We start from the raw sequence: 24,061 nt of genomic DNA, 5'->3' as shown, positions 1-24,061 counted from the left end.
GCCTTCCCACCGTTGGAAGGTCAAGCCCTTTTCGACACAAGTTCGATTTGGATATTGCGTTTGTCGCGAATGCGGCTCCCCGCCGTTTCGGGAGACGGCTCGAGCACTACAGTTGCGTTCCTCATGATGCCGGGCTGCAAAGAGCATTTTTTTGCGCTCCGGTGCTCACGTACCCTTAAGTACGCTCCGCTCCGGTGCTCAAAAATCACTCTTTTCGCCATGGCCTGACGAGTTTTCAACTGCAGTGCTAGATCGGCAAGGTATTATGCGCCGCGACCAGCCCCAGCCCGGCATTGCTGCGATTCTGGATAAAGGAATGCACGTCGCCCGCAGGCATTGGCCGACCGGTGAGGAAACCCTGAACCTCGCCAAACCGTTCCGACTTCAAACGTTCAAGCTGCTGCGCGGTTTCAACGCCTTCTGCCGTGGTGACAATATTGAAACCGGCGCCAAGCGTCGCCACGGCCTGAATGATGGCGAGGTCACGCGTATCGACCTCTATGCCCGAAACGAAACTGCGGTCGATCTTGATCTTGTCGAACGGGAAGGAACGCAGATAGCTGAGCGACGAATAGCCGGTTCCGAAATCATCCATCGCAATACGGACACCCAGCCGCCGAAGCTCGAACAGCAGCTCGATATTGTTCTTGCTGTTCGAGAGGAAGACCGATTCCGTGATTTCAAGCTCGAGCCTGTCTGGCGAAAGCCGCGCCGCTTCAAGCGCATCGGTAACCGATTGCAGGAGCGTCGTCTGGCTGAACTGGACCGGCGAGAGATTGACGGAAACCTTGATGTCTTCCGGCCAGAGGACAGCTTCCCGGCAGGCCGCCCTCAAAACCCAGTCGCCAATCGGCCCGATCAGCCCGGTTTCTTCCGCCAGGGGAATGAACTCGGCCGGAGAAACCATGCCGCGCTCGGGATGACGCCAGCGGATCAGCGCCTCGAAGCCGGAAATCCTGCCGCTTTCAAGGTTGAAGATCGGCTGGTAGTGAAGCTCGAACTGTTCATCAAGCAATGCCTGCCGAAGCTCCCCGGTCATGACGTGACGCTTCTCGGCCGCCAGACGCAGGGAATGCTGATAAAAACGGAATGTGCGGCGTCCACCGGATTTTGACGCGTAAAGTGCCAGATCGGCGTTGCGCATCAACGCATCGGGATTATCGCCATGCAGCGGTGCCTGGGAAATACCCATGCTGCACGTCACAAATTCCGAATTGCCGACCAGTTTGAACGAGTCCTGAAAAGCCGAAAGCACGCGGTCGGCAAACATCGCGATCTGCCCCAGCGTGCCGCTGCGATAGACGATTGCAAACTCATCGCCGCCCAGCCGCGCGATGAATTCGTCCGGGGTCGTAATCTGTTTCAGCCGACGCGCGACTTCCTGCAAAAGCTGGTCGCCCGCCTGATGGCCGATACTGTCGTTGATGTTCTTGAAATGATCGATGTCGAGATAGAACAATGCGAAAGGCTCGGAATCGCCGCCCTTCTTCAGCAGGCTCTCGACGTGATGGGCGAAATAGGCCCGGTTCGGCAGGCCGGTCAGGCTGTCATGCATGGCGATATGCGCCATGCGCTCCTCGATTTCGCGCCGCTCGGTCACATCCTCGAGAAGGCCGATCAAATAGCGGGGCTCATCGCCTTCGACCGGCGGAATGGAGCATCTTATGATCCGCATCGTGCGCGAGGTTCCGTCCTTGCGCTCCACCTTGCGTTCGACGCTCAGCACGTCCCGGCGCCGCATCGCCATGCGGTCCTGCTCGAGAATGACGGCTGCCTCGCGCTTTGGGAAAAGATCGAGGTCGGTAGCGCCGAGGGCTTCTTCTATCGGCTGTCCGCTCGCCACGGATGCCGCCTGATTGAAGAGCACGTAACGACCATTATCCTGCATGTCCTTGACGAACACGCCAAGCGGCAAGTTGTTGACGAGGCTGTCCAGCAAGGTCTGCGCGTGACTTGCCTGACGATTGGCCTCCGTCACTTCCGTCCTGTCCTGAACGATGGCGAGAATGGCTTCCTTGCCGTCGAACAGCACCTGGCGTCCGTAAGTCAGAACATCGATGGTTTCACCATTGGCGCGCAGATGCTGCCAGCGCTCCGGGCGCTCAAGGTCGCTGCGATCACGAATGGCGGCAAGCATCCGGTCCCGCTCGGTTTGCGGGCGAATATCGAGCACGGTCATGGCCGGGATTTCGTCGGCTGTATAACCATAAAGCCGGTATGCGGCGTCATTCATCACGATGAAACGCAGCGTTTCCGGGTCATAAACCCACATGGGTGTCGGATGCGTCGTAAAAAGGATGCGGAAGTCCTGTTCGGACGTGCGCGCCATCGTACCTTCCGCCGAAGCCGAAGCGCCCCCCCGCTTCCTCATCGCATTCCCCTCATCCTACTGATCCTACAGGATTATACGGCTCCACTCCACGAGCGGACCGTCTCGTTTGTTAGCACTATGAGCAACCCGATTCAGATGCACCCCGAGCATAGATTAAAGCCGAGAATTTTAATAAACCATATACAAATTGGGGGTCGATTTAAGGAATTTCTTTAAAATCAGACTTTTTCCATCGCTTGACCGTCTTCAACTTCCGGCCTATGCCTATAGGCGCAAAATTCGTTGGGGTGCCTTCGAAGCAGTATCAGGAAAAGTGCCAAGCGGTTTTCCGTCCGGTATTGCGACACAAAAGGCTGAGAGGTGCGTTCTCGCGCCAACCCATTGAACCTGATCCGGGTAATACCTGCGTAGGGAACGGAGTTTGGCGCGTCGCGGACGGGGTAACACCCCAAATGGAGTCTCGGCTCCGACCAGGTTCATGACGTCTCATCTTCCGTTCGGAATGAGAGACGACATGATGGACCAACAGCACAGTTTCTCCCGAACCAAATCAACGAGCGACCCGTCGCGATCCGTGCCGATATGCGTCACGATCGCCGGTTCCGACAGCAGCGGCGGCGCTGGCATTCAGGCCGACCTCAAGACATTTTCCGCACTTGGCGTCTATGGCGCAAGCGTCATCGCCGCCGTGACCGTGCAGAACACCCGCACGGTCAGCGCCGTGCACGACATCCCCCCTGCCATCGTCGCCGGACAGATCGACGCCGTTTTCAGCGATCTCGACGTGGCTGCGGTGAAGATCGGCATGGTCTCCGTGCCCGAAACCATCGAGGCCATCGCGCGCGGCCTCGCGCATTTTTCCGGCCCCATCGTTCTCGATCCGGTCATGGTGGCAAAGTCGGGCGCCGCGCTCCTGAGTGAAAACGCCATTGCATTGCTGCGCGAGAGGCTGGTGCCGCTCGCCACCCTGCTGACACCCAACCGGCCCGAAGCAGCCTGCCTGCTCGACGCCGGTGTGGCGCGCGACGATGCCGAAGCTGAGGTGCAGGGGCGCGCGCTGCTGGAACTTGGCGCAAAGGCCGTCTTGATGAAGGGCGGACATGCGGAAGGCGAAACCTGCGTCGATCTGCTGGTTCGCCGCGACCAGCCGACGCTCCGTGTCGAAGCACTGCGTATCCTGACCGCCAATACCCATGGCACAGGCTGCACGCTCTCTTCGGCCATTGCCGCAGAACTGGCCCGGAACCTGCCGCTGGAAAAGGCGGTGCTGAGCGCGCATGCCTATCTGCAAGCCGCAATCCGCGCCGCCGACAGCCTGAAGATCGGACATGGCCACGGGCCGGTGCATCACTTCCACGGCCTCTGGAAAACCCGGACCGAGGAGATTGCCTGATGCGCGTCACCATTATCGGAGCGGGTGTGGCTGGTCTTGCCACCGCCGCCGAATTCACCGACCAGGGCCATGCCGTCACGGTGATTGCCCGCAGCCCGCAGATCGGCGCCGATTGCTGTTCGTGGCTTGCGGGCGGCATGCTGGCGCCATGGTGCGAGGGCGAAAGCGCCGAAGAACCCGTCGTGCGGCTTGGGCAGGAAGCACTTGGCTGGTGGGAAAAGCACGTATCCGGCGTCAAGCGTGAAGGCACGCTCGTCCTGTCGCACACGCGCGATACCAGCGAGTTGCGTCGCTTCGCCCGCCGGACGGAAGCCTTCGACACAATCGATCAAGCACACATCGATGCGCTGGAACCCGATCTGGCCGGACGTTTCCGGCAGGGGCTTTTCTTCGCACGCGAGGGCCATCTCGATCCGCGCAGGACACTGGTCGAACTGGCCGGAAACCTGCAAGCAAAGGGCGTGGTCTTCCATCTCGGCACGGAAGCGGACGCAGGGACAATCGACGCGGATATCGTGGTCGATGCTCGGGGTCTTGCCGCACGGGATGCGCTGCCGGACCTCCGCGGCGTCAAGGGGGAAATGCTGGTTGTCCGATCCCGCGACATCAATCTTTCGCGGCCCGTGCGGCTCCTGCACCCGCGCATTCCGCTTTACATCGTGCCGCGCGGCGACGGCGTGCACATGATCGGCGCGACCATGATCGAAAGCGGCGAGCGGTCCGGGATCAGCGTGCGCTCCACGCTCGAACTCCTGAGCGCGGCTTACGCCCTGCATCCGGCCTTCGGCGAGGCGGAAATTCTCGAAACCGGGGTCGATGCGCGCCCGGCCTTTCCCGACAACCTGCCCCGCGTCAGACGGCGCGGCAAAACCATCTATGTCAACGGGCTTTACCGCCACGGCTTCCTGCTCTCGCCGGCGATGGCGCGCATGGCGGTCGCCGCTGCGACCGCACCCGAAACCAGGCCCGAATTTGTGGAGGACTATGCATGACAATCGTGCTGAACGGTGAAGTCGTCACCACGACAGCCGCCAATCTGGCGGCCCTGCTCATCGAAATCGAACTGGATGAAGCGGTTGTCGCAACGGCGCTCAACGGCGAATTCGTGGCCAGTGACGAACGCGCAACTGCGATCCTGTCGGCTGGCGACCGCATCGAAGTTCTGGCCCCCGATGCAGGGAGGCTGAGATGCTGGAATTTTATGGCAGGACGTTTGAAAGCCGCCTGCTGCTCGGCACGGCGCAATATCCGTCACCGGCCATATTGGCCGATGCGGTGCGCGCCTCGCAAAGCGGTATCGTCACCGTCTCGCTGCGCCGCGAAAGCGGCGAGGCCCGCGCCGGACAGGATTTCTGGGCGCTGATCCGCGAACTGGGCGTGGCTGTTCTGCCGAACACGGCGGGCTGTCACACGGCCCGCGAAGCGGTGACTACTGCCAAGATGGCGCGGGAAATCTTCGGCACCAACTGGATCAAGCTGGAAGTCATCGGCGACCACGACACATTGCAGCCGGACCCGTTCGGTCTGGTCGAAGCAGCGCGCATTCTCTGCGACGACGGCTTTGAGGTCTTTCCCTATATGAATGACGATCTGGTCGTCGCGGAAAAGCTTCTCGAAGCCGGTTGCAAAGTGCTGATGCCGTGGGGCGCGCCCATCGGCTCGGGTCGTGGCCTGAACAATCCTTATGCGCTCAAAACCATGCGGGCGCATTTCCCCGACATTCCGCTTGTCGTCGACGCAGGCATCGGCGTGCCATCCCATGCGGCGGCGGCGATGGAGCTGGGCTTCGACGCCGTGCTCATCAACACCGCCGTCGCCAAGGCTGGCGATCCCGTCGCCATGGCACGCGGTTTCGCGCTTGCCGTCGAAGCCGGTCGGCTCGCCTTCGAGGCGGATGCCATCGAAGCCCGCGACATGGCCGCACCATCCACCCCTCTTCTCGGAAAGGCATTTTTGTAATGGCCCTCGATCCGTTCTACCCGATCTTCGACAGCGCGAGCTGGCTGGAGCGCATGGTGCCGCTCGGCGTCAGGCTGGTGCAGTTGCGCATCAAGGACAAGAGCGAGCCGGAACTGCGCGGTGAAATCCGCGCCGCCCGGGAGATATGCCTTGCGCATGACTGCCAGCTTGTCGTCAACGACTATTGGAAACTGGCGCTGGAGGAAGGCTGCGACTTCATCCATCTGGGCCAAGAAGACCTCGACGATGCCGATCTCGATGCCATTCGCGCCGGTGGCCTGAAGCTCGGCGTTTCAAGTCATGACGAGGCGGAGCTGGACCGCGCCTTGTCGGTTAAGCCCGACTATATCGCGCTCGGCCCCGTCTATCCGACCATCCTGAAAAAGATGAAATGGCACGAGCAGGGACTGCCTCGTATCGGGCAATGGAAGGCGCGCATCGGCGACATTCCGCTGGTGGGCATCGGCGGTATGAGCGTGGAGCGCGCGCCGGGCGTTTTCGAAGCAGGCGCCGACATCGTTTCCGTCGTCACCGACATCACACTCAATGCCGACCCTGAAAGCCGCCTGCGCCAGTGGATCGAAACCACGCGCGCTTATGCAGGCCATGCTCTGGAGCAAACCCTATGAAAAAGACTGCCTTTGCCGCCCTGTTCGGCCTCGCCCTCACCGCTGCCACTTCGGCTCACGCTGACGACAAGCTGAAGCTCATTCTCGACTGGTATGTGAACCCCGATCATGGCCCGATCATCGTTGCCGACAAGCTCGGCTACTTCAAGGATGCGGGGCTGGACGTGGAAATCGTCGCCCCTGCCGATGCCTCGACACCGACCAAGATGGTCGCGGCGGGACAGGCCGATCTCGCCGTCTCGTATCAGCAGCAGGTGCATCTTCAGGTCCATGAGGGTCTGCCGCTTGTCCGTGTCGGCACATTGATCGACTCGCCGCTCAACTGCCTGATGGCCCGCGACGACGGCTCGGTGAATTCCATTGCCGATCTCAAGGGCAAGAAGATCGGTTATTCGGTCGCGGGCGTGGAGGAAACGCTCCTTGGCACCATTCTCGGACAGCATGGCGTGAAGCTTTCCGACGTCGAGCTCATCAATGTGAATTTCTCGCTTGCGCCGTCGCTGATGTCGAAGCAGGTCGATGCGGTGATGGGTGCCTATCGCAATGTCGAACTGAACCAGATGGCCGTCGAAGGCGTACCGGGCAAATGCTTCTTCGTCGAGGAAGAAGGCGTGCCGGTTTATGACGAGCTGGTTTATGTCGCAGCCACGACCAGGCTCGACGCGGCGGAAAAGGACAAGATTTCCCGCTTCCTGTCGGCCACCGAGAAGGCCGCGCAATATATCGTCAATCACCCGGACAAGGGTTTCGAGCTGTTCTCGTCCTACAGCACCGAACTCAAGGACGAATTGAACCAGCGCGCCTGGAAAGACACCGTCGCGCGCTTTTCACGCGCACCTGCCAGCCTCGATACCGGCCGCTGGCGCCGCTATGAGGCTTATCTCAAGGAGCACAATCTGGTGCCTTCCATCCTGCCGGTCGAAAAATTCGCCATCGACGTCAATGCCGAAGGGAGCAAGTCATGAGCCAGCCGCAGCCGCATTATTCATCCGAACTGTTCACGCGCCTGCGCGCCGCGACGCTTGGCGACTGGAAGCCCTATATCGAGCACGAATTCGTGCGGGGTTTGGGCGATGGCACGTTACCCAAGGCGGCTTTCCTGCATTATCTGCGTCAGGATTATGTCTATCTGCATCACTATGCCCGCGCCTTCGCGCTCGGTGTGGTCAAGGCGAATACATTGCAGGAAACCCGGCTCTGCGCCCAGATCATGCATCGGCTGACGGTGACGGAGCTGCCGCTGCATGTCGGCATCTGCGGCCGCGAAGGCATCAGTGAGGATGCGCTTTACGCCACGAAGGAAGAGCCGGAAAACCTCGCCTATACGCGCTATGTGCTCGATTGCGGACAGGCGGGCGATTTCCTCGACCTGCTGACCGCGCTTGTGCCCTGCGCGCATGGCTATGGCGAGATCGGTCTCAATCTCGCTGTGACGGCCCGCCCCGGCACGCCCTATCAGGAGTGGATCGATACCTATGCGGGGCCTGATTATCAGGACATGTGCCACACGGTCGGCAAGCTGTTCGATCAGGCCGCACGAGATCGCATCGGGGATGACTTCGAGAAAAGCCCGCGCTGGCCAAGGCTCTGCCAGATATTTGCCACCGCAAGCAGGCTCGAAGCGGAGTTCTGGTCGATGGGGTTGAAGGCCGGATAGTGACCGAAGCGCTCTCGAACCGAAGCCGAATGAAACGCGCTGCCGATGGTCTGCTGTCGGCAGCGGTGGCGCTCGCCATCTGGCAGGCGGTGGTGAGCATCGGCCAGATGCCGCGCTTCATCCTGCCGGGTCCGCTGGATGTGGTGCAGGCGCTGATCGCCAATGCCGGGCTGATTGCAGAAAACGCCGCCGCCACCATCGGCGAAGTGCTGGGCGGTCTTGCCCTTGGCAGTGCGGTCGGCATTGCAACCGCCATCTGCCTGATGATGTCGCCGCTGGCGCAGCGCCTCGTCATGCCCGCCATGGTGTTCAGCCAGGCGATCCCGATCTTCGCGCTCGCCCCCATTCTGACCTTGTGGCTCGGCTATGGCCCTGCGTCGAAGATCGCTGTCACGGTGCTGATGATCTTCTTCCCCGTCGTTTCGACCTTCTTCGACGGCATGCGACGCACTGACAGCAGCCTGATCGACGCGGCGGAAATCCTGGGGGCCGGGCGCATGGCAATCCTGTTTCGCATCCGCATCCCCTCCGCCTTTCCTTCGCTGGCGTCGGGCCTGAGCCTCGCTGCGGTCTATGCCCCCATCGGCGCCGTGGTGGGCGAATGGGTCGGGGCATCCAAGGGGCTCGGCTATCTGATGCTGCTCGCCAATGGACGGGCCAAGGTCGACCTGATGTTCGCCTGCCTGTTCGTTCTGGCGGCTTTCACCATGCTGCTGCACGGCACGGTGTCGCATTTCGCCCGCAAGCTTGCCGTCTGGCCGCGAAAAGCCGCATAAAAAAACCGGCGGGGAACCGCCGGTTTTCATTTTTGTTCAAACTGCCATCAGGCCAGCGTGTAGGCCGTCTTCACCGTCGTGTAGAACTCGGCGGCATAGCGGCCCTGCTCGCGCGGACCGTAGCTCGAACCCTTGCGCCCCCCGAACGGCACATGGAAATCGACGCCCGCGGTCGGCAGATTGACCATCACCATGCCCGCTTCCGAATTGCGCTTGAAATGCGTGGCGTGCTTCAGGCTCGTCGTGCAGATGCCCGACGACAGGCCGAAATTCGTATCGTTGGCAGTGGCAAGCGCTTCTTCATAATCCTTGACGCGGATGACGGAAGCGACCGGGCCGAAGATTTCCTCGCGGCTGATGCGCATCTGGTTGGTGGCTTCCGTGAACAGCGCGGGCTGGAGATAGAAGCCCGGCGTTTCGCGGTTGAGGCGCTCGCCGCCAAAGGCAAGCTTCGCGCCTTCCTTGCGGCCGATCTCGATATAGTCCATGTCCTGCTTGAGCTGGCTTTCATCGACCACCGGGCCGATATGGGTGCCCTGCTTCAGCGCATTGTCGACCACGACGGTCTTCAGCTTTTCAATGGCGGCGGCAACGAACTTGTCGTGGATGCCTTCCGTCACGATGATGCGCGAGGAAGCCGTGCAGCGCTGGCCGGTAGAGAAGAAGGCGGAATTCACGACCGATTCCACAGCCACATTCAGATCGGCGTCATCGAGAACCACGACCGGGTTCTTGCCGCCCATTTCGAGCTGGAAGCGACGATTGTGCTCGATGGATGCAGCCGCAACGCGCTTGCCCGTGCCGGTGGAACCGGTGAAGGTGACGGCATTGACGTCAGCGCTGTCCAGAATAGTCTGGCCGACCACGGAACCCTTGCCCATGACGAGATTGAGCACGCCCTTTGGAAGACCGGCGCGATGCAGGATATCGACAATCGCCCAGGAGCAGCCCGGCACGAGATCAGCCGGCTTGAAGACGATCGTGTTGCCATAGCAGAGCGCCGGCGCAATCTTCCATGCCGGAATGGCGATCGGGAAATTCCACGGCGTGATGATGCCGACGACGCCGACAGGTTCGCGGGTGATTTCGACGCCGATGCCCGGCCGCGCAGAAGGCAGAACTTCGCCTGCCAGACGCAGGGCTTCGCCCGCGAAGAAATCGAAAATCTGGCTGGCGCGGATGGTTTCGCCGATGCCCTCGGCCAGCGTCTTGCCTTCCTCACGCGACAGGAGACGGCCAAGCTCGTCCTTGCGCGCCAGGATCTCGTCTGCGGTTTTGCGCAGGATCGCATGGCGCTCCAGAATGCCGGAGCGCGACCATGCCGGGAAAGCGGCTTTCGCGGCGGCAATGGCCGCCTTGGTGTCTTCAGCCGTTGCGCGCGCGTAGGTTCCAACGACATCATTGGTGTCCGAAGGATTGATGTTGGCGATCCCGTCGCCGCCGACCCATTCGCCCGCGATCAGATTTTGATGTACCGTCATGAACTCTCCCTGTGCGCCGCACGGCTCTGATATATCTCAGAACGACCCTTCACTCATGAGCGGCGGAATTGCAAGACCGGAGCCGTCCTGTAACGCAAAAAGTGAAAATAAACCCCGGGCCAGGGCCTTGAAAGGCCCGCCTTGCAAATTTGTCACAGTCAATGACCAGTTGGAAAAATTGTCATTTTCCGCCTTGGCAAATATTTTTGCTCATTTATTGTGCACCTATCCGCAACACTGGCAAGAGGTATGAGATGCGTGTCTATTACCCATTCCCGATGGTGCCCAGTGTTCGCGCGGGCGCTTCCAAGCTTTAAGTCCTTGGCCCGCGATGCAGGCTGAGGCCTGAACGCCCTCCCTAAAAGGGCACATTCCAAAACTTCCAGATTTGCCGCAGCCGTCACCGGCTGCTTGTTTTGTCTTTGTTTTCACGCATCGTCCGACGCCGAACCGCTTCGAACTTTTGCTGAAAATGCTTTTAAAGGAACCAGAATCCGCCCGAACGCGGCCTGGTATTGTAGATATGACTCGGTTTCGCATCAATTTCCGGGGACCTGCATTTCGCAACGTCCTCGGCTACACTTTCAGCCACTGGCGAAGTCAGCCCGTGCGGCTGACGCTGATGATAATCGGCATGCTGCTCGCAACAGCCGCAGATGTTCTGACCCCGCTCTATTCCGGGCGGCTGGTCGACGCGCTTTCATTGGGCAATGACGGCGCATGGGATGCGGCCATTCATGCGCTGATCGTCCTGCTTGCGCTGGGTGCATTGGCGCTGATCACGCGCCAGCTGACCTTCTATGTCATCACAGACTTCACCTTGAAGATCATGAGCGACATGGCAGCCAGCTCGTTCCGCAGGCTGCAGCGGTTCTCGACCGACTGGCATGCCAATGCCTTTGCCGGATCGACCGTGCGCAAGGTCTCGCGGGCCATGTGGGCGCTCGACCTGCTCAACGATACGCTGATCGTGGCCCTGTTGCCATCGGTCCTGATGCTGCTCGGCTCGGTCGCACTTCTATCGTGGTACTGGCCGCTGATGGGCCTGCTGGTCGCCATCGGTTCGGTGCTGTTCATCGTCTGCACCATCGTGATCTCGCTCGGCTTCGTCGCCCCTGCGGCAACGCTTGCCAATAGCTGGGACACGCGCATGGGCGGCGCTTTGGCCGATGCCATTTCGTGCAATGCGGTTGTGAAGGCGTTCGGTGCGGAAAGCCGCGAAGATATGCGTCTTGCCAAGGTCGTCACCAAGTGGCGCGGCCGCACACGCCGCACATGGCTGATCGGTACGCTGAACGGCTTCATACAGGGTGCGAACCTGCTGGTGATGCGCGGCGTCGTCATTGCCTTTGCGCTCTATCTGTGGAGCCAGGGCAAGGCAACGGCGGGCGATATCACCTTCGTCCTGACCGCCTTCTTCATGTTGCAGGGCTATCTGCGCGATGTGGGCATGCATATCCGCAACCTGCAGCGTTCGGTCAACGACATGGAGGAACTGGTCGATATCGAGGCGCAGCCTTACGGTATTGCCGACAAGCCGGGTGCTCCGGCCATCAAAATTGGAAATGGCGAGATCACTTTCAATCACGTCACCTTCCATTATGGCAATCACGAATCTGCCCTCTATCGCGACTTCTCGGTCAAGATCGAGGCTGGCGAGCGCGTCGGTCTGGTCGGTCATTCGGGTTCGGGCAAGACGACTTTCGTCAAGCTGATCCAGCGGCTTTACGATGTCAGCGGCGGCGCTATCCGCATTGACGGGCAGAACATCGCCGATGTCACACAGGCATCGCTCCGATCGCAGATCGCCATCGTGCAGCAGGAGCCGATCCTGTTTCACCGGACGCTGGCCGAGAACATCGCCTATGCCCGCCCCGGTGCGACGCAGGCCGAGATCGAGGAAGCTGCGAAGCTTGCGAGCGCGCACGACTTCATCAGCCGCCTGCCGAAAGGCTATGCAACGCTTGTCGGTGAACGCGGTGTGAAGCTTTCGGGCGGTGAGCGCCAGCGTGTCGCCATTGCCCGTGCGTTTCTGGCAAATGCACCGATCCTCATTCTGGACGAGGCAACGTCGAGCCTCGATTCGGAATCGGAGGTGCTGATCCAGCAGGCGATGGAACGGCTGATGGTGGGCCGCACGACGCTTGTCATCGCACACCGGCTTTCGACGGTGCGGGCGCTTGACCGGCTGCTGGTCTTCGACAAGGGCAATATCCTCGAAGAAGGCGACCATGATGCGCTTATCCGCAAGCCGGACGGCATCTACCGCCGCCTGTTCGAGCGTCAGGCGCTGGAACTGACCAAGGGGCTGGAAGACGTCTTTTCGTAATCCAGTCTCCCATGTCGCCACCGACAGGGCCGGATGATTCCGGCCCCTGTCTTCATTTCATATTCCCTATCTGTTTGTTTTTTCACATGTCTTCGACCCGAAACCGTTTTCCGCTTTCGGGAGACATGCGCCATTCATCATCCGTTCAGATCACGGTGCGTATCACTCGCGGCCCAAGCGTGCCCCAAACGTGAGTTGACATTTCCATGACAGAAATGTGACAGGATTTTTGTGAAGTCTGGGAGTTGGTGAGTAAAAACATGCCGGGTGTGATGGAAAATACCGCAGCGCGTCGCTGGAGCGATGCCGCGATTTTCGGGCCTGCCCGTATTGCCTGGCCGCTGCGCCTGGCCGCCATTGCGCTTGCTTCCATGGTGCTTTCGACCCTGCTGGTTTTCGCCATCGAATGGATCGTGCGCGGCTCGTTCGCCGATACGATGCAGTTCTTCCGCACACCGCACAAGCCCGCATGGACGACCGTGGCGCTTTTCGTCGTCGTGCTCACCGCAAGCGACGCCATTTTCGGGCGCATCCATTATGGCTTCATCGTCGTCGGGCCGCTGGCGCTGATTGCCGCCACGACCGCCCGTGAAAAAAGCCTTTATCTCGGCGATCCGCTCTATCCGAGCGATTTTCTCTATGCCCGTCAGATCGTGGATCTTCTGCCGCTGCTGGTGCGCGACCGGCCATGGAGCGCGGTGGGCATAGCCCTGCTGCTCATCGCCTCGGCAGCCTTGATGTTCACCGTGACGCTGTTCTGGTGGCGGCGTTTCGATCCGATTCCGTGGAAGGGGCGGATGCTGCGTCTTGCCTTCGCGCTGCCGCTGCTCGCCTGGTTCGCGGTCATTTCTGATTATGCGAGTTTTTCGCTGGCCCGTGACCGTCTGCGCATTCTGCCCATCATGTGGGACCAGAAGGAAAATTACGCGCATAACGGCTTCACCATGGCTTTCATCCTGAATGTGCCGATGGCAACCGTCTTCGCGCCGGAGGGCTATTCCCCGGAGGCGATTGCCGCCATCGAACCGCCCGCGCAGCTCATCCCTGCCGCATTCGACAGCAGCAAGCCGGATGTCATCATGGTAATGAGCGAATCCTTCTGGGATCCGACGCGCCTTCCCGGCGTGGCCTTCAGCGCCGATCCGATCCCGACAGTGCGTGCGGAACAGTCCGGCCATGTCTTCTCGCCGGAATTCGGCGGGATGACCGCCAATGTCGAGTTCGAGGCTCTGACCGGCTTTTCCAAGGCGTTCCTGCCTTCGGGCAGCATTCCGTACCAGCAATATATCCGTCGCCCGCTTCCCTCGCTTGCAAGCTTTTTCAAGGATCAGGGTTACGCCACGCGGGCCATCCATCCCTATCGCCAATGGTTCTGGAACCGTGGTCCCGTCTATGAAAGCATGGGCTTCGACCGGTTCATGTCAGAGGAAAACATGCCGCCGCTGGAAAAGCGCGGTGCGCTGGCGTCCGACGCTGCCTTGACCGAGGAAATCATCCGCGAAGCCGATTCCATGAATGCGCCGTTCTTCTTCTTCGCCGTTTCTCTTCAGGGACATGGCCCATATGAGGCCAACCGCTATCCGGATTCCAAACTCGAGGTGCAGACCGACGCCAGCGAGCATACCCGCCAGTCGATCCGTTCCTATTCGCAAGGGGCGATGGATGCCGATGCAAGCCTTGCAAGGCTGATGGAGTGGGCATCCAAGCGTGACCGCGAAACCATTCTCGTCTTCTTCGGCGACCATCTGCCGCCACTCGGCCCCGTCTATGTCGAGACCGGCTTCATGGCAAACCGGGTTGCAAGCCGCACCGCATCTGCCGAAGACATGATGCTGCAGCACGAAACCCCGCTGGTTCTCTGGTCAAACAAGCGTGGGGCCGAACGGGGATCGGGCACGATCAGCCCCGCCTTCCTGCCGCTGCACATTCTGGACATGGCCGGGATGCAGCACCCCTATTACACCGGCTTCCTGCGCCAGTTGCACGAGCGCTACCGGGTCGTTGACAATCATGCAGTGTTTGACCGGTCGGAGAATGCCGAAGAGGGCTGGCAACAACGGCCGCCCTTCCCGCCGCTGCTGCGCGATTATCAGATGCTGCAATATGACATGATCTTCGGCAGCAATTTTGCCCGCGAGCGCTTCTTCCCCTCGCATCCCGAACAGAGTTAGACTGGTCTATACCGGCGCCTTGCCGGACGACTGGCGGATGACGAGTTTATAATCAATCTGTCGCGAAGCCGACAAATGGCCGGTTTCGATCTGTTTCAAGAGCATGTCCGCCGCGTCGCGCGTCATCTCGAAAATCGGCTGGCGGACAGTGGTGATCTGCGGCGAGACCATGCTGGCGATAGCGCTGTCATCGAAGCCGACCACCGTCAGCTGGTCGGGTATCGCAACATTATGGTCATAGGCGATCTGCATGACGGCAGCCGCCATATCGTCGTTTGACGCAAACACCGCCGTCGGCGGCTCATCGAGCGAAAGCAGTTTCTCTCCGGCAGCAAGGCCGCTTGCGAAACTGAAACCGCCCTGCACCTCGTAATCCGGGTTACGCTCGATCCCCGCTTGCTCCAGCGCGCGCCGATAGCCCGCCAGGCGCAGTTCAGCCGAACGATGGGTTGGATCGCCAATGACGATGGCGATCCGGCGATGGCCGAGTTTCAGAAGATATTCCATGAGATCGAAGGCGGCAGCCCCGTCATCAATCGTGACGCTGTCGGTCGGATGGACATTCACATCGCCCGCGACCCGCGCAAACGGCATCGCCGATGCCGTCAGCTCGGCCAGGATTTCAGGATCGTCCGACATGGGCGGCGTCACGATGATGCCGTCGAGGCCGGAGGCATGCGCCGTTTCGATCAGCGCGCCGCGAATATCATCCCGATTTTCGACGGGAAAGATCAGCAGGCGGTATCGTGTGTCGCGCAGCCGCTCCAGCGCACCCATCTGCAATTCGGTGACGTAGCTGGCGCTGGGATTTTCGAAGAAAAGACCGATCAGGTGAGACCGGCGTTCGACAAGGTTGCGGGCGGCGGCATTGGGGCGGTATCGCAACTCGCTTCCCGCCTGCCGGACCTTTTCGCGGATGGCCTCGCGCACATTCGGTTCGTCATTATAGACGCGTGAAACTGTCTTGATCGACACGCCGGCAAGGCGTGCCACATCATGAATGGTTGCTCGTTTTCCTGCTGCGGCCATATCGGATCGTCTCCCTCCCTCTCCGATCTATCCTTCTGTTTTCACGCATTATCCGACGCAAAACCGCTTCGCACTTTTGCTGGAAATGCTCTAACCGCTTCGCCGCAAAACGAAAAGAGAAATCAGGGAATTGAGCAGACCCGCGATCGCGTCAGAAAGCGAACCTCGCGGCCATTGTCGAGGGAAAACATGCCTCCGCGTCCGGGAACGACATCGATGATGAGTTCGGTATGTTTCCAGGCCTCATATTGCGGACCGCTGATATAGACCGGGGCACCACCGATTTCTCCGAGTTTCACGTCCGTGTCGCCCACGATGAATTCGCCTTGTGGATAGCACATCGGCGATGACCCATCGCAACAACCACCCGACTGGTGAAACATGATCGGCCCATATTCGGCCTGCAATTGCCAGATGAGATCAAGTGCGGCCGGTGTGGCGCTCACCTGTCCGTGGTCCGTATCGGGGTGTTTCTCCGCCATATCCTCCTCCCGGGAAGACGAGCGGGCACTTGTGCAATGCCCGCCCGGATGTGCATTCTACCGCATCTTCGATGCGGCACGGGGCATTATTGCGTGAGGTCCATGACCACGCGGCCTTCGATATTGCCCTGCCGCATATCGTCAAAGATGGAGTTGATATCCTCCAGCTTTTCGGTGCGGATGGTGGCTCGCACCTTGCCATCACCGGCAAAATCGAGCGACTCCTGCAGATCGAGCCGGGTGCCGACAATCGATCCGCGCACTGTAACGCCGTTCAGCACCATATTGAAGATGGAAAGCGGGAAGTCGCCGGGCGGCAGGCCGTTCAGCGAGACCGTGCCGCCGCGCGACACCATGCCCAGCGCCTGTTCGAAGGCGATCGGCGAAACCGCCGTAACCAGCACGCCCTGCGCGCCGCCATCGGTTTCCTTCTTGATATAGGCCGCCGGATCGTTATGCGTCTTGGCGTTGACGGTTACAGTTGCGCCGAGCCTGCGCGCAAGATCGAGCTTTTTGTCGTCGATATCGACAGCAGCAACATTGAGCCCCATGGCCTTGGCATATTGCACCGCCATATGGCCCAGTCCGCCAACGCCGGAGATGACAACCCAGTCGCCGGGCTTCGTATCTGTAACCTTGAGGCCCTTGTAGACCGTTACGCCCGCACACAGGACCGGCGCGATTTCGTTGAAATCGATACTCTTCGGCAAATGGCCGACGAAATTGGGATCGGCAATCACATATTCGGCAAAGCCGCCATTGACCGAATAGCCCGTATTCTCCTGTGCTTCGCAGAGCGTTTCCCAGCCGCCCAGGCAATGGCGGCAATGCCCGCATGCGGTGTAGAGCCAGGGAACGCCGACCCGGTCACCTTCCTTCACATGTTTGACGCCGCTACCCACGGCAGAGACGTAACCGACGCCCTCATGGCCCGGAATGAACGGGGGATTGGGCTTGACCGGCCAATCACCCTCGGCTGCGTGCAGATCGGTATGGCAAACCCCCGACGCCTGAATGGCCACCTGTATCTGGCCGGGGCCGGGTTCGGGTACCGGCACTTCTTCAATCGTCAGGGGCTTTCCGAATGCGCGCACCACGGCGGCTTTCATTGTCTTTGCCATGAAGTTTCTCCTTCGTTGTCGAACTGAGCTGGCTTCCTGGGGGACGGAAGAAATGTGAAAATTCGCAGTCATGGACAAAAGGTCGCCCGGGCGTTTCCGCCCAGGCCCCTTGGGAGGGTATTGGGAATCGTTAAAGTCGACGCAATACTGGCATGAAGAGCGATCCCGACCCTTGATTGAACGCAATGCGAAGACGATTTCTCCGCATTGCGTCTGCCGGGAGTTCTAGAAGAAGCCCAGCTTCTTCGGGCTGTAGCTCACAAGCATGTTCTTGGTGTTCTGATAATGATCGAGCATCTTCAGATGGTTTTCGCGACCGATACCCGACTGCTTGTAACCGCCGAATGCCGCATGGGCCGGATAGGCATGGTAGCAGTTGGTCCACACACGGCCAGCCTGAATGGCCCGTCCGAAGCGATAGGCGCGGGTCCCGTCGCGGGTCCATATGCCGGCGCCGAGGCCGTAAAGCGTATCGTTGGCAATCGATAGCGCTTCGGCATCGTCCTTGAAGGTAGCGACGGACACGACCGGACCGAAGATTTCCTCCTGGAAGATGCGCATCTTGTTGTTGCCCTTGAACACCGTAGGCTTGACGTAATAGCCACCGGCGAGATCGCCCGGCAGAATATTGCGCTCGCCGCCGGTCAGCACTTCGGCGCCTTCCTGACGGCCGATATCGAGATAGCTCAGGATTTTTTCCAGCTGCTCGCTGGATGCCTGCGCACCGATCATCGTGGCCGGATCGAGCGGGTCGCCCTGCACGATGGCCTCCACGCGCTTCAGCGCTTTTTCCATGAACCTGTCGTAGATCGATTCATGAACAAGCGCGCGGCTCGGACAGGTGCAGACTTCGCCCTGATTGAGCGCGAACATCACGAAGCCTTCGATGGCCTTGTCGAGGAAATCGTCATCTTCCGCGGCAACATCCTTGAAGAAGATATTCGGCGACTTGCCGCCCAGTTCCAGCGTAACCGGAATGAGGTTCTGGCTGGCATATTGCATGATCAGGCGTCCGGTCGTCGTTTCGCCGGTGAAGGCGATCTTGGCGATGCGCGGGCTCGATGCGAGCGGCTTGCCTGCCTCAAGGCCGAAGCCGTTGACGACATTGACGACACCGGGCGGCAACAGATCGCCGATCAGCTCCATAAGCACCAGGATCGATGCCGGGGTCTGCTCGGCCGGTTTCAGAACGACGCAGTTGCCTGCCGCAAGGGCGGGCGCAAGTTTCCACGTCGCCATGAGGATCGGGAAGTTCCAGGGAATGATCTGGCCGACGACGCCGAGCGGTTCATGAAAATGATAGGCGACCGTGTCGTGATCGATTTCCGAAATGCCGCCTTCCTGGGCGCGAATGACGCCTGCGAAATAGCGGAAATGGTCGATAGCCAGCGGCAGGTCGGCATTGGTGGTTTCACGGATCGGCTTGCCGTTGTCCCACGTTTCGGCAGCCGCCAGCGCGGGCAGGTTTTCCTCAATCCGGTCGGCGATGCGATTGAGGATGAGCGCGCGTTCAGCCGCGCTCGTCTTGCCCCAGGCATCCTTGGCGGCATGCGCTGCGTCGAGCGCCGCTTCAATGTCAGCGGCATCCGAACGGGCTATTTCGCAAAGCACCTGTCCGTTGACGGGCGACGTGTTGTCGAAATAGCGCCCCGATTTGGGCTCGACCCATTTGCCGCCGATGAAGTTTCCGTAACGCTTTGCAAAAGCCGGCTTCACGGTCCGGCTGAATTCAACCTTGTTCATGACATCCTCCCAGAAACAACGCTGCTCCTACAGCGCTTCATGGTGAGGATCGCGCGGGAGCGGGGAAGAGTCATCCCACGCATTCAAGCTCGCAAGATCATGTGTCGCAATATTGAGACAGTTTCGCCCGCCTATTTCAGCGTGGCTTCATCAATGGGCGCGAATGATCTTCAGACGGTTCAGCTTGCGGTGCAGCGTCGCCCGGCTGATACCCAGAAGCTGCGCCGCAAAAGAAATGTTGCCTTCCGCGCGGGCCAGTGCCCGCAGGATCACCCCGCGCTCCGATTCCGCCATGTCCTCGCGCGGGTCGGCGGGCGTCCCCAGAAGATCGGCGGCAGGCAAGGGGCTTGCCAGTGCATCATCGTCAAGCTCCAGCGCAAGGCGCGCCGCGCGCGTCGCGCCGACGACGAGGTCGTCCTTGTCGACGGCGATCAGCGCGCCGCCGGTCCGGTCCGGGCTTGGCGCCAGCATGATGCGCGCATCAGGAAAAGCCTGACGGAAATTTTCAGCCTCGATGCGGCGCGCAGCGTCGATAACGGCCACCGATATAAGCTGCGCGAAAGCCTCTGTCAGGTCGGCGCGGCAGGAGGAAACATCAAGTGCTGCCATCAGGCGCCCCTGATGGTCATGGATGGGGGCGACCGTGCAGGAAAGCCCGATATTGCGCGTGTGGAAATGCTGGTCGCGATGGATCGTCAGCGGGCGCTGTTCAACGATGCAGGTGCCGATGCCGTTGGTGCCTTCGCTCTGTTCGCTCCAGACAGCACCGGTCCAAAGCCCCCAACGGTAGAAGGTGTCGTCATCGCCTGGTGCGCCGCGCCGTTCGACCGGCACGCCTTCGCTGTCGGCCAGCAGCACACAGCAGCCAACGCCGCCGACGGCCAGATAAAGGCGGTCCATACTGGCTTGCGCTATGCTGACGAGGCGTTCGATCCGTTGATGGGCGGTTCGGAACTCGCCATCGGAAAGTGTGCGCACCGATCCCGGTTCGGCAGGGTCGAGCCCGTGCAGTTCCGCCGAGCGCCGCCACGAGGCGACGAGAGCAGACCGTGCAGCCCCACCCGCCGTCGTGATCGCGGATTGGATGCGGTCAGCATGTGTCCGGTCTTGCGGTGTGCCCATCTTTTCCTCCCAGGAAGGCTGGAACCCGCTGTATGGGAGAATAATGACTGCTCAAAACACAACTGGCAAGTGCGGCTAGAGCGGTTCCTGTTCTAACAGAATCGCCGGAACCGCTCTAACTATTTGTTCTATCGCATTATCCAACGCAAAACCGTTTCACACTTTTGCTGGAAATGCTCTAAAGATCGAGAGGGTCAGGCGACGCGCGCTGGCTTCAGATATTCCTCAAGCGAGGAAACATCCGCCGCATTGAGGCGAAGACCCAGTTTCGTGCGCCGCCACAAGATATCCTCGGCGCTGACTGCCCACTCATTTTCCTGAAGATACCGCACTTCGGCTTCGTAAAGGTCGGCGCCGAAATATTGTCCGAGGTCGGTCAGGGAAGCGGCACCCTTGAGCAGGCTGTGGATGCGCGTTCCATATTGCCGGAACAGCCGTCGCGCATGGGCCGGGGCGAGGAAGGAATAAGCGGCGTTTACCTTCTGCAACTCACGCTCGAACTCGACATCCACGAAATCGCCGCCGGGCAACGGGGCGGCATGGGTCCATGGCGCTCCCTTCTGCCCCAGCCGCTGCTCGATCTTCTCCAGCATATGTTCGGCAAGCCGGCGCGCCGTGGTCAGCTTGCCGCCGAACACATTGATCAGGGGAGCAAGCCCATCGGGCGCATCCTCTTTCAGCACGTAATCGCGGGTCGCTTCCTGCGCCTTGCTCGCGCCGTCATCATAAAGCGGACGCACACCGGAATAGGTCCACACGATATCCGCGCGACTGACGGGTTCCTTGAAATATTCGCTGGCGGCCGCACAGAGATAGTCGGTCTCCCTGTCGGTGATCGCGACCTTGGCCGGATCGCCCTCATAATCCTGATCGGTCGTGCCGATCAGGGTAAAATCATCTTCATAAGGAATGGCGAAGATGATGCGCCCGTCATTGTTCTGGAAGAAATAGGAGCGCGGATCGGAAAATTTCCTGCGCACCACGATATGGCTGCCCTGAACGAGGCGGACATTGTGAAGCTGGCGATCTCCCTCCACGCCCTGCAGCACCTTGTCGGCCCACGGACCGGCGGCATTGACCAGCAGGCGGGCGCGAACTTCCTCGCGCTCGTGCGTGTCGGTATCTTCCAATGTGATAGTCCAGCATTCCCGGTCACGGCGGGCCGCCACGACCCTGGTCCGGGTGCGGATCATCGCGCCGCGATCCGCCGCATCCCGGGCGGTCAGGGCAACGAAGCGCGCATCGTCGACCCAGCAGTCCGAATATTCAAATGCCTTGGTAAAAAACGGCTTCAAGGGCGCGGCCGCGGGATCGGAGCGCATGTCGAGCGTCCGCGTGGCGGCAAGCTTTTTGCGTCCGCCCAGATGGTCGTAGAGGAACAGCCCCAGTCTCAGCAGCCATGCAGGGCGCACTCCGCCCTTGTGATAAGGCAGCACGAACCGCATCGGGTGAATGATGTGCGGTGCATTGGCCCACAGCACTTCCCGCTCCATCAACGCCTCGCGCACCAGACGAAATTCATAATGCTCGAGATAGCGCAATCCGCCATGGATGAGCTTGGTGGCCCGCGAGGATGTGCCGCTGGCCAGGTCGTTCATCTCGGCCAGGCCAACCGAAAATCCCCGGCCAATCGCGTCGCGCGCGATACCGCATCCATTGATGCCGCCGCCGATTACAAAAATGTCGAATAGTTTCTCTTGCGCCATGGCGAACCCCGAAGACCGCTCTCCGAAAACCAAAGCGAATATAATTCATTTAATACGAAAGCAAATCGAAAATAAACGAAACTAGGACTCTTTTTCCCCTATCGGGCTTTCGCCAAGGGTTTCAATCAGTTCGACCTCGTTTTCCCGGCACAGGCTCCGCAACTGGTCCGACGGGCAGTGATCGGTAATGAATGTGTCGATCTGCGATATATGGCCGATGCGCACCGGCGCGGTTCGCTCCAGCTTTGTGGCGTCGGTCACGAGGATGACATGCCGGGCATTGGCAATGATGGCCTGCGCCACCTTCACTTCGCGGAAATCGAAATCGAGCAGCGCTCCGTCTTCGTCCATGGCCGAGGCTCCGATGATCGCGTAATCGACCTTGAACTGCCGGATGAAATCAACGGCGGCTTCGCCGACGATCCCCCCGTCCGACGGACGCACGACACCGCCCGCGACCACCACCTCGATCGAGGCGTGAACCCGCAATGTATTGGCAACATTGATATTATTGGTGATGACCATCAGATTGTCATGGTCGACCAGTGCCTGGCTGACGGCTTCTGTCGTGGTGCCGATATTGATGAACAAAGAAGCACCATCGGGAATGATCTCCGCGGCAGCGCGCCCGATCGCTTCCTTCTCATGCGCCGCGATGCGACGCCGCGCCTCATATTCCATGTTCTCGACGCCGGATGGATAGAGCGCCCCACCATGGATGCGGCGCAGCATCCGAGCCCGGCAGAGGTCGTTCAGGTCCTTGCGCACCGTTTGCGGCGTCACCTCGAATGCCGCGGCAAGATCGTCCACCAGAACCTGCCCCTGTTTGCGAGCGAGCTCTAGAATTGCGTTGTGACGGGGAGTGAGCTGCATTGTTGTCCTGAGGCTGGCATTATTCTGATCGCGTCCGGATAATTTCGCGGTTTTTCAATAGAAAGCAACCACTTCAGCCGGAACAATTTTCGACATAGGCCGCCTTTCTTCAGCCGCTGAAGCAGAATGGCCGTTTTGCCCGGCGCGGAAACGCAGGAAAAACCTGCACGTCAGGCAAGCGGGACCGAGTGCCGGCGCTCCCAATGTGGAGCAACGACACCGGACCAAACGAGAAATGATGATTTAATCGAGATCGAATTTTTCGCCATACATCCGGTGCAGCTTGCAAGCCACTTCCGTACGGTTTGCGGCGCCGATCTTCTTCATGATGTTATGGACATGCGCCTTCACTGTACCCTCGCTCATGCCAAGCTCGAAGGCGATGATCTTGTTCGACTTGCCAATCCGGATCGCATGGACAACCTCGATCTCGCGTGCGGTGAGCAGTTCTCCCAGAACGTCGTCGTCGATATCGGCCGGCGCGGTCTGAAAAACCATGGAAGCGGGCACATACATGCCGCCGGCGGTGGCAAGATGAATGGCCTCGACGCAGACTTTTATATCGACTGAAGTCGGAATATAGCCGCGAGCGCCGATTTCCATGGCACGTACGACCTGAGCCCACTCCTCGCGTTCAGCGAGAAACACGACCGGCACCGGACGCCAGAGCTCAATCACAGCCTGCAGCTTTTCTGAGAAAAATGGGTCCGCCAGTCGCTTCGAACCTATATTGATCAGAACAACAGCAATATCCTCGGTTGGATCTGCCAGTTCGATCGTCGCTTGGGTTTCCACGGGAAGCTTGAGCCCGTTCAGCACAAGCCCGTTATAAAGACATTGCCGTTCAAGATTGCTCTTGCATACCAGCAACAGGCGCCGTTCCCGTACGGCCTCAATACCCGAAGCACCCCCCCTGTCATCCCCGTGCTCCGGAGCAGTCCAAATGCTATCCCCTCTTACTTCCAACATGTGATGCTCCCGGCATACTCAAGTTGCTCTATGTTTATGCATCCTACTATTACTTTCGTCAGAGACGAGTGTTTTCCAATGCTTACATGGATAGAGCCCTAACCATGACCAGCGTGAATATTGCTATCGGGAAATAATCGTGTCATTAACTTATGTTAGCAATGCATAAAATTTATGACCACTTGTAAGAAAGACTTGAACGGCAGGAGATATAGCCTCTATATCTTTGGTTTAGTTGATTTCCGACTTTACTGAAATTTGAGAAGCTCAAGACGGAATTTGAGTAACT

The 24,061-nt window shown here is 59.8% G+C and carries 19 protein-coding genes, 1 pseudogene and 1 riboswitch; of the genes and pseudogenes, 10 read left to right on the top strand and 10 right to left on the bottom strand.

The features are described 5' to 3' along the window. Positions 1-247 precede the first annotated feature (247 nt). Positions 248-2,371 carry a putative bifunctional diguanylate cyclase/phosphodiesterase gene (locus tag OINT_RS01120; RefSeq protein ID WP_006465944.1) on the bottom strand — a complete coding sequence of 708 codons (2,124 nt, stop codon included), beginning with the start codon at positions 2,369-2,371 and terminating at the stop codon, positions 248-250. A gap of 234 nt (positions 2,372-2,605) precedes the next feature. Then, a riboswitch (TPP riboswitch) is annotated at positions 2,606-2,763 on the top strand. An 86-nt stretch (positions 2,764-2,849) separates the two neighbouring features. On the opposite strand from OINT_RS01120, the gene thiD reads away from it, so the two are divergent. From thiD to OINT_RS01085, 8 genes and pseudogenes are all read left to right on the top strand, one after another. Beyond that, the gene (thiD, locus tag OINT_RS01115; protein ID WP_006470816.1) at positions 2,850-3,725 is read left to right on the top strand and encodes a bifunctional hydroxymethylpyrimidine kinase/phosphomethylpyrimidine kinase; all 876 of its coding nucleotides are present in this window, start codon (positions 2,850-2,852) and stop codon (positions 3,723-3,725) included. Next, positions 3,725-4,717: a glycine oxidase ThiO gene (gene thiO, locus OINT_RS01110; RefSeq protein ID WP_006465942.1), complete on the top strand. Its 993-nt coding sequence runs from the start codon at positions 3,725-3,727 to the stop codon at positions 4,715-4,717. Before thiD ends, thiO begins: the two co-directional genes overlap by 1 nt. Next, a pseudogene (gene thiS / locus OINT_RS22680) lies at positions 4,714-4,905 on the top strand (sulfur carrier protein ThiS); the annotation flags it as partial. The gene thiO and the pseudogene thiS, both read left to right, overlap by 4 nt. Positions 4,906-4,913: 8 nt before the next feature. Next, a complete protein-coding gene (locus tag OINT_RS01105) occupies positions 4,914-5,684 on the top strand; it encodes a thiazole synthase (protein ID WP_006465941.1) in 771 nt (256 codons plus the stop codon). Continuing rightward, on the top strand, positions 5,684-6,313 hold the full coding sequence (locus tag OINT_RS01100; protein WP_006465940.1) for a thiamine phosphate synthase: 630 nt from the start codon (positions 5,684-5,686) through the stop codon (positions 6,311-6,313). The genes OINT_RS01105 and OINT_RS01100 overlap by 1 nt, the downstream gene beginning before the upstream one ends. After that, on the top strand, positions 6,310-7,278 hold the full coding sequence (locus OINT_RS01095; RefSeq protein WP_006470818.1) for an ABC transporter substrate-binding protein: 969 nt from the start codon (positions 6,310-6,312) through the stop codon (positions 7,276-7,278). Before OINT_RS01100 ends, OINT_RS01095 begins: the two co-directional genes overlap by 4 nt. Beyond that, the gene (gene tenA / locus OINT_RS01090) at positions 7,275-7,970 is read left to right on the top strand and encodes a thiaminase II (protein ID WP_006465937.1); all 696 of its coding nucleotides are present in this window, start codon (positions 7,275-7,277) and stop codon (positions 7,968-7,970) included. The genes OINT_RS01095 and tenA overlap by 4 nt, the downstream gene beginning before the upstream one ends. Before the next feature lie 29 nt (positions 7,971-7,999). After that, positions 8,000-8,746 carry an ABC transporter permease gene (locus OINT_RS01085; RefSeq protein WP_268869087.1) on the top strand — a complete coding sequence of 249 codons (747 nt, stop codon included), beginning with the start codon at positions 8,000-8,002 and terminating at the stop codon, positions 8,744-8,746. Positions 8,747-8,793: 47 nt separating this feature from the next. Here OINT_RS01085 and OINT_RS01080 read toward each other — a convergent pair whose 3' ends face one another. Then, positions 8,794-10,227 (bottom strand): aldehyde dehydrogenase family protein, encoded by a 1,434-nt coding sequence (locus OINT_RS01080; protein ID WP_006465935.1) that lies wholly within the window; start codon positions 10,225-10,227, stop codon positions 8,794-8,796. Positions 10,228-10,750: 523 nt separating this feature from the next. On the opposite strand from OINT_RS01080, the gene OINT_RS01075 reads away from it, so the two are divergent. Together OINT_RS01075 and OINT_RS01070 are read left to right on the top strand one after the other, a co-directional pair. Then, a complete protein-coding gene (locus tag OINT_RS01075) occupies positions 10,751-12,556 on the top strand; it encodes an ABC transporter ATP-binding protein (RefSeq protein WP_172491093.1) in 1,806 nt (601 codons plus the stop codon). 260 nt (positions 12,557-12,816) lie between these two features. Continuing rightward, complete coding sequence (locus OINT_RS01070; protein WP_006470819.1) at positions 12,817-14,727, top strand: LTA synthase family protein; 1,911 nt, start codon at positions 12,817-12,819, stop codon at positions 14,725-14,727. A gap of 6 nt (positions 14,728-14,733) precedes the next feature. Here OINT_RS01070 and OINT_RS01065 read toward each other — a convergent pair whose 3' ends face one another. From OINT_RS01065 to OINT_RS01030, 8 genes are all read right to left on the bottom strand, one after another. Beyond that, entirely contained in the window at positions 14,734-15,756 is a 1,023-nt protein-coding gene (locus OINT_RS01065) for a LacI family DNA-binding transcriptional regulator (protein ID WP_006465932.1), read from the bottom strand. Positions 15,757-15,878: 122 nt separating this feature from the next. Beyond that, positions 15,879-16,238 (bottom strand): DUF779 domain-containing protein, encoded by a 360-nt coding sequence (locus tag OINT_RS01060; protein WP_006465930.1) that lies wholly within the window; start codon positions 16,236-16,238, stop codon positions 15,879-15,881. Positions 16,239-16,324: 86 nt separating this feature from the next. After that, complete coding sequence (gene adhP, locus OINT_RS01055) at positions 16,325-17,359, bottom strand: alcohol dehydrogenase AdhP (RefSeq protein ID WP_006470820.1); 1,035 nt, start codon at positions 17,357-17,359, stop codon at positions 16,325-16,327. A gap of 225 nt (positions 17,360-17,584) precedes the next feature. Continuing rightward, positions 17,585-19,102: an aldehyde dehydrogenase gene (adh, locus tag OINT_RS01050; RefSeq protein WP_006465928.1), complete on the bottom strand. Its 1,518-nt coding sequence runs from the start codon at positions 19,100-19,102 to the stop codon at positions 17,585-17,587. Between the two features lie 150 nt (positions 19,103-19,252). After that, positions 19,253-20,224, bottom strand: coding sequence for a GAF domain-containing protein (locus OINT_RS01045; RefSeq protein WP_006465927.1), 972 nt, complete (start codon positions 20,222-20,224; stop codon positions 19,253-19,255). A 194-nt stretch (positions 20,225-20,418) separates the two neighbouring features. Then, a complete protein-coding gene (gene glpD / locus OINT_RS01040; RefSeq protein ID WP_006470821.1) occupies positions 20,419-21,930 on the bottom strand; it encodes a glycerol-3-phosphate dehydrogenase in 1,512 nt (503 codons plus the stop codon). Between the two features lie 81 nt (positions 21,931-22,011). Beyond that, the gene (locus OINT_RS01035; protein ID WP_006465925.1) at positions 22,012-22,803 is read right to left on the bottom strand and encodes a DeoR/GlpR family DNA-binding transcription regulator; all 792 of its coding nucleotides are present in this window, start codon (positions 22,801-22,803) and stop codon (positions 22,012-22,014) included. 243 nt (positions 22,804-23,046) lie between these two features. Continuing rightward, the gene (locus OINT_RS01030) at positions 23,047-23,772 is read right to left on the bottom strand and encodes a response regulator transcription factor (RefSeq protein WP_006465924.1); all 726 of its coding nucleotides are present in this window, start codon (positions 23,770-23,772) and stop codon (positions 23,047-23,049) included. Positions 23,773-24,061: the final 289 nt, after the last annotated feature.

It is taken from the genome of Brucella intermedia LMG 3301, assembly GCF_000182645.1.
Taxonomy (GTDB): domain Bacteria; phylum Pseudomonadota; class Alphaproteobacteria; order Rhizobiales; family Rhizobiaceae; genus Brucella; species Brucella intermedia.
This window is presented reverse-complemented; position numbering and strand designations above follow the sequence as displayed.

What these genes read in the sequence shown, in the direction of transcription:
- OINT_RS01080 (WP_006465935.1), bottom strand. Translation starts at nt 10,227, where the DNA reads ATGACGGTACATCAAAATCTGATCGCGGGCGAATGGGTCGGCGGCGAC.
- OINT_RS01065 (WP_006465932.1), bottom strand. Translation starts at nt 15,756, where the DNA reads ATGGCCGCAGCAGGAAAACGAGCAACCATTCATGATGTGGCACGCCTT.
- OINT_RS01035 (WP_006465925.1), bottom strand. Translation starts at nt 22,803, where the DNA reads ATGCAGCTCACTCCCCGTCACAACGCAATTCTAGAGCTCGCTCGCAAA.
- OINT_RS01100 (WP_006465940.1), top strand. Translation starts at nt 5,684, where the DNA reads ATGGCCCTCGATCCGTTCTACCCGATCTTCGACAGCGCGAGCTGGCTG.
- OINT_RS01085 (WP_268869087.1), top strand. Translation starts at nt 8,000, where the DNA reads ATGAAACGCGCTGCCGATGGTCTGCTGTCGGCAGCGGTGGCGCTCGCC.
- adh (WP_006465928.1), bottom strand. Translation starts at nt 19,102, where the DNA reads ATGAACAAGGTTGAATTCAGCCGGACCGTGAAGCCGGCTTTTGCAAAG.
- OINT_RS01070 (WP_006470819.1), top strand. Translation starts at nt 12,817, where the DNA reads ATGCCGGGTGTGATGGAAAATACCGCAGCGCGTCGCTGGAGCGATGCC.
- adhP (WP_006470820.1), bottom strand. Translation starts at nt 17,359, where the DNA reads ATGGCAAAGACAATGAAAGCCGCCGTGGTGCGCGCATTCGGAAAGCCC.
- thiO (WP_006465942.1), top strand. Translation starts at nt 3,725, where the DNA reads ATGCGCGTCACCATTATCGGAGCGGGTGTGGCTGGTCTTGCCACCGCC.
- OINT_RS01075 (WP_172491093.1), top strand. Translation starts at nt 10,751, where the DNA reads ATGACTCGGTTTCGCATCAATTTCCGGGGACCTGCATTTCGCAACGTC.
- OINT_RS01030 (WP_006465924.1), bottom strand. Translation starts at nt 23,772, where the DNA reads ATGTTGGAAGTAAGAGGGGATAGCATTTGGACTGCTCCGGAGCACGGG.
- thiD (WP_006470816.1), top strand. Translation starts at nt 2,850, where the DNA reads ATGGACCAACAGCACAGTTTCTCCCGAACCAAATCAACGAGCGACCCG.
- glpD (WP_006470821.1), bottom strand. Translation starts at nt 21,930, where the DNA reads ATGGCGCAAGAGAAACTATTCGACATTTTTGTAATCGGCGGCGGCATC.
- OINT_RS01105 (WP_006465941.1), top strand. Translation starts at nt 4,914, where the DNA reads ATGCTGGAATTTTATGGCAGGACGTTTGAAAGCCGCCTGCTGCTCGGC.
- OINT_RS01060 (WP_006465930.1), bottom strand. Translation starts at nt 16,238, where the DNA reads ATGGCGGAGAAACACCCCGATACGGACCACGGACAGGTGAGCGCCACA.
- OINT_RS01045 (WP_006465927.1), bottom strand. Translation starts at nt 20,224, where the DNA reads ATGGGCACACCGCAAGACCGGACACATGCTGACCGCATCCAATCCGCG.
- OINT_RS01095 (WP_006470818.1), top strand. Translation starts at nt 6,310, where the DNA reads ATGAAAAAGACTGCCTTTGCCGCCCTGTTCGGCCTCGCCCTCACCGCT.
- tenA (WP_006465937.1), top strand. Translation starts at nt 7,275, where the DNA reads ATGAGCCAGCCGCAGCCGCATTATTCATCCGAACTGTTCACGCGCCTG.
- OINT_RS01120 (WP_006465944.1), bottom strand. Translation starts at nt 2,371, where the DNA reads ATGAGGAAGCGGGGGGGCGCTTCGGCTTCGGCGGAAGGTACGATGGCG.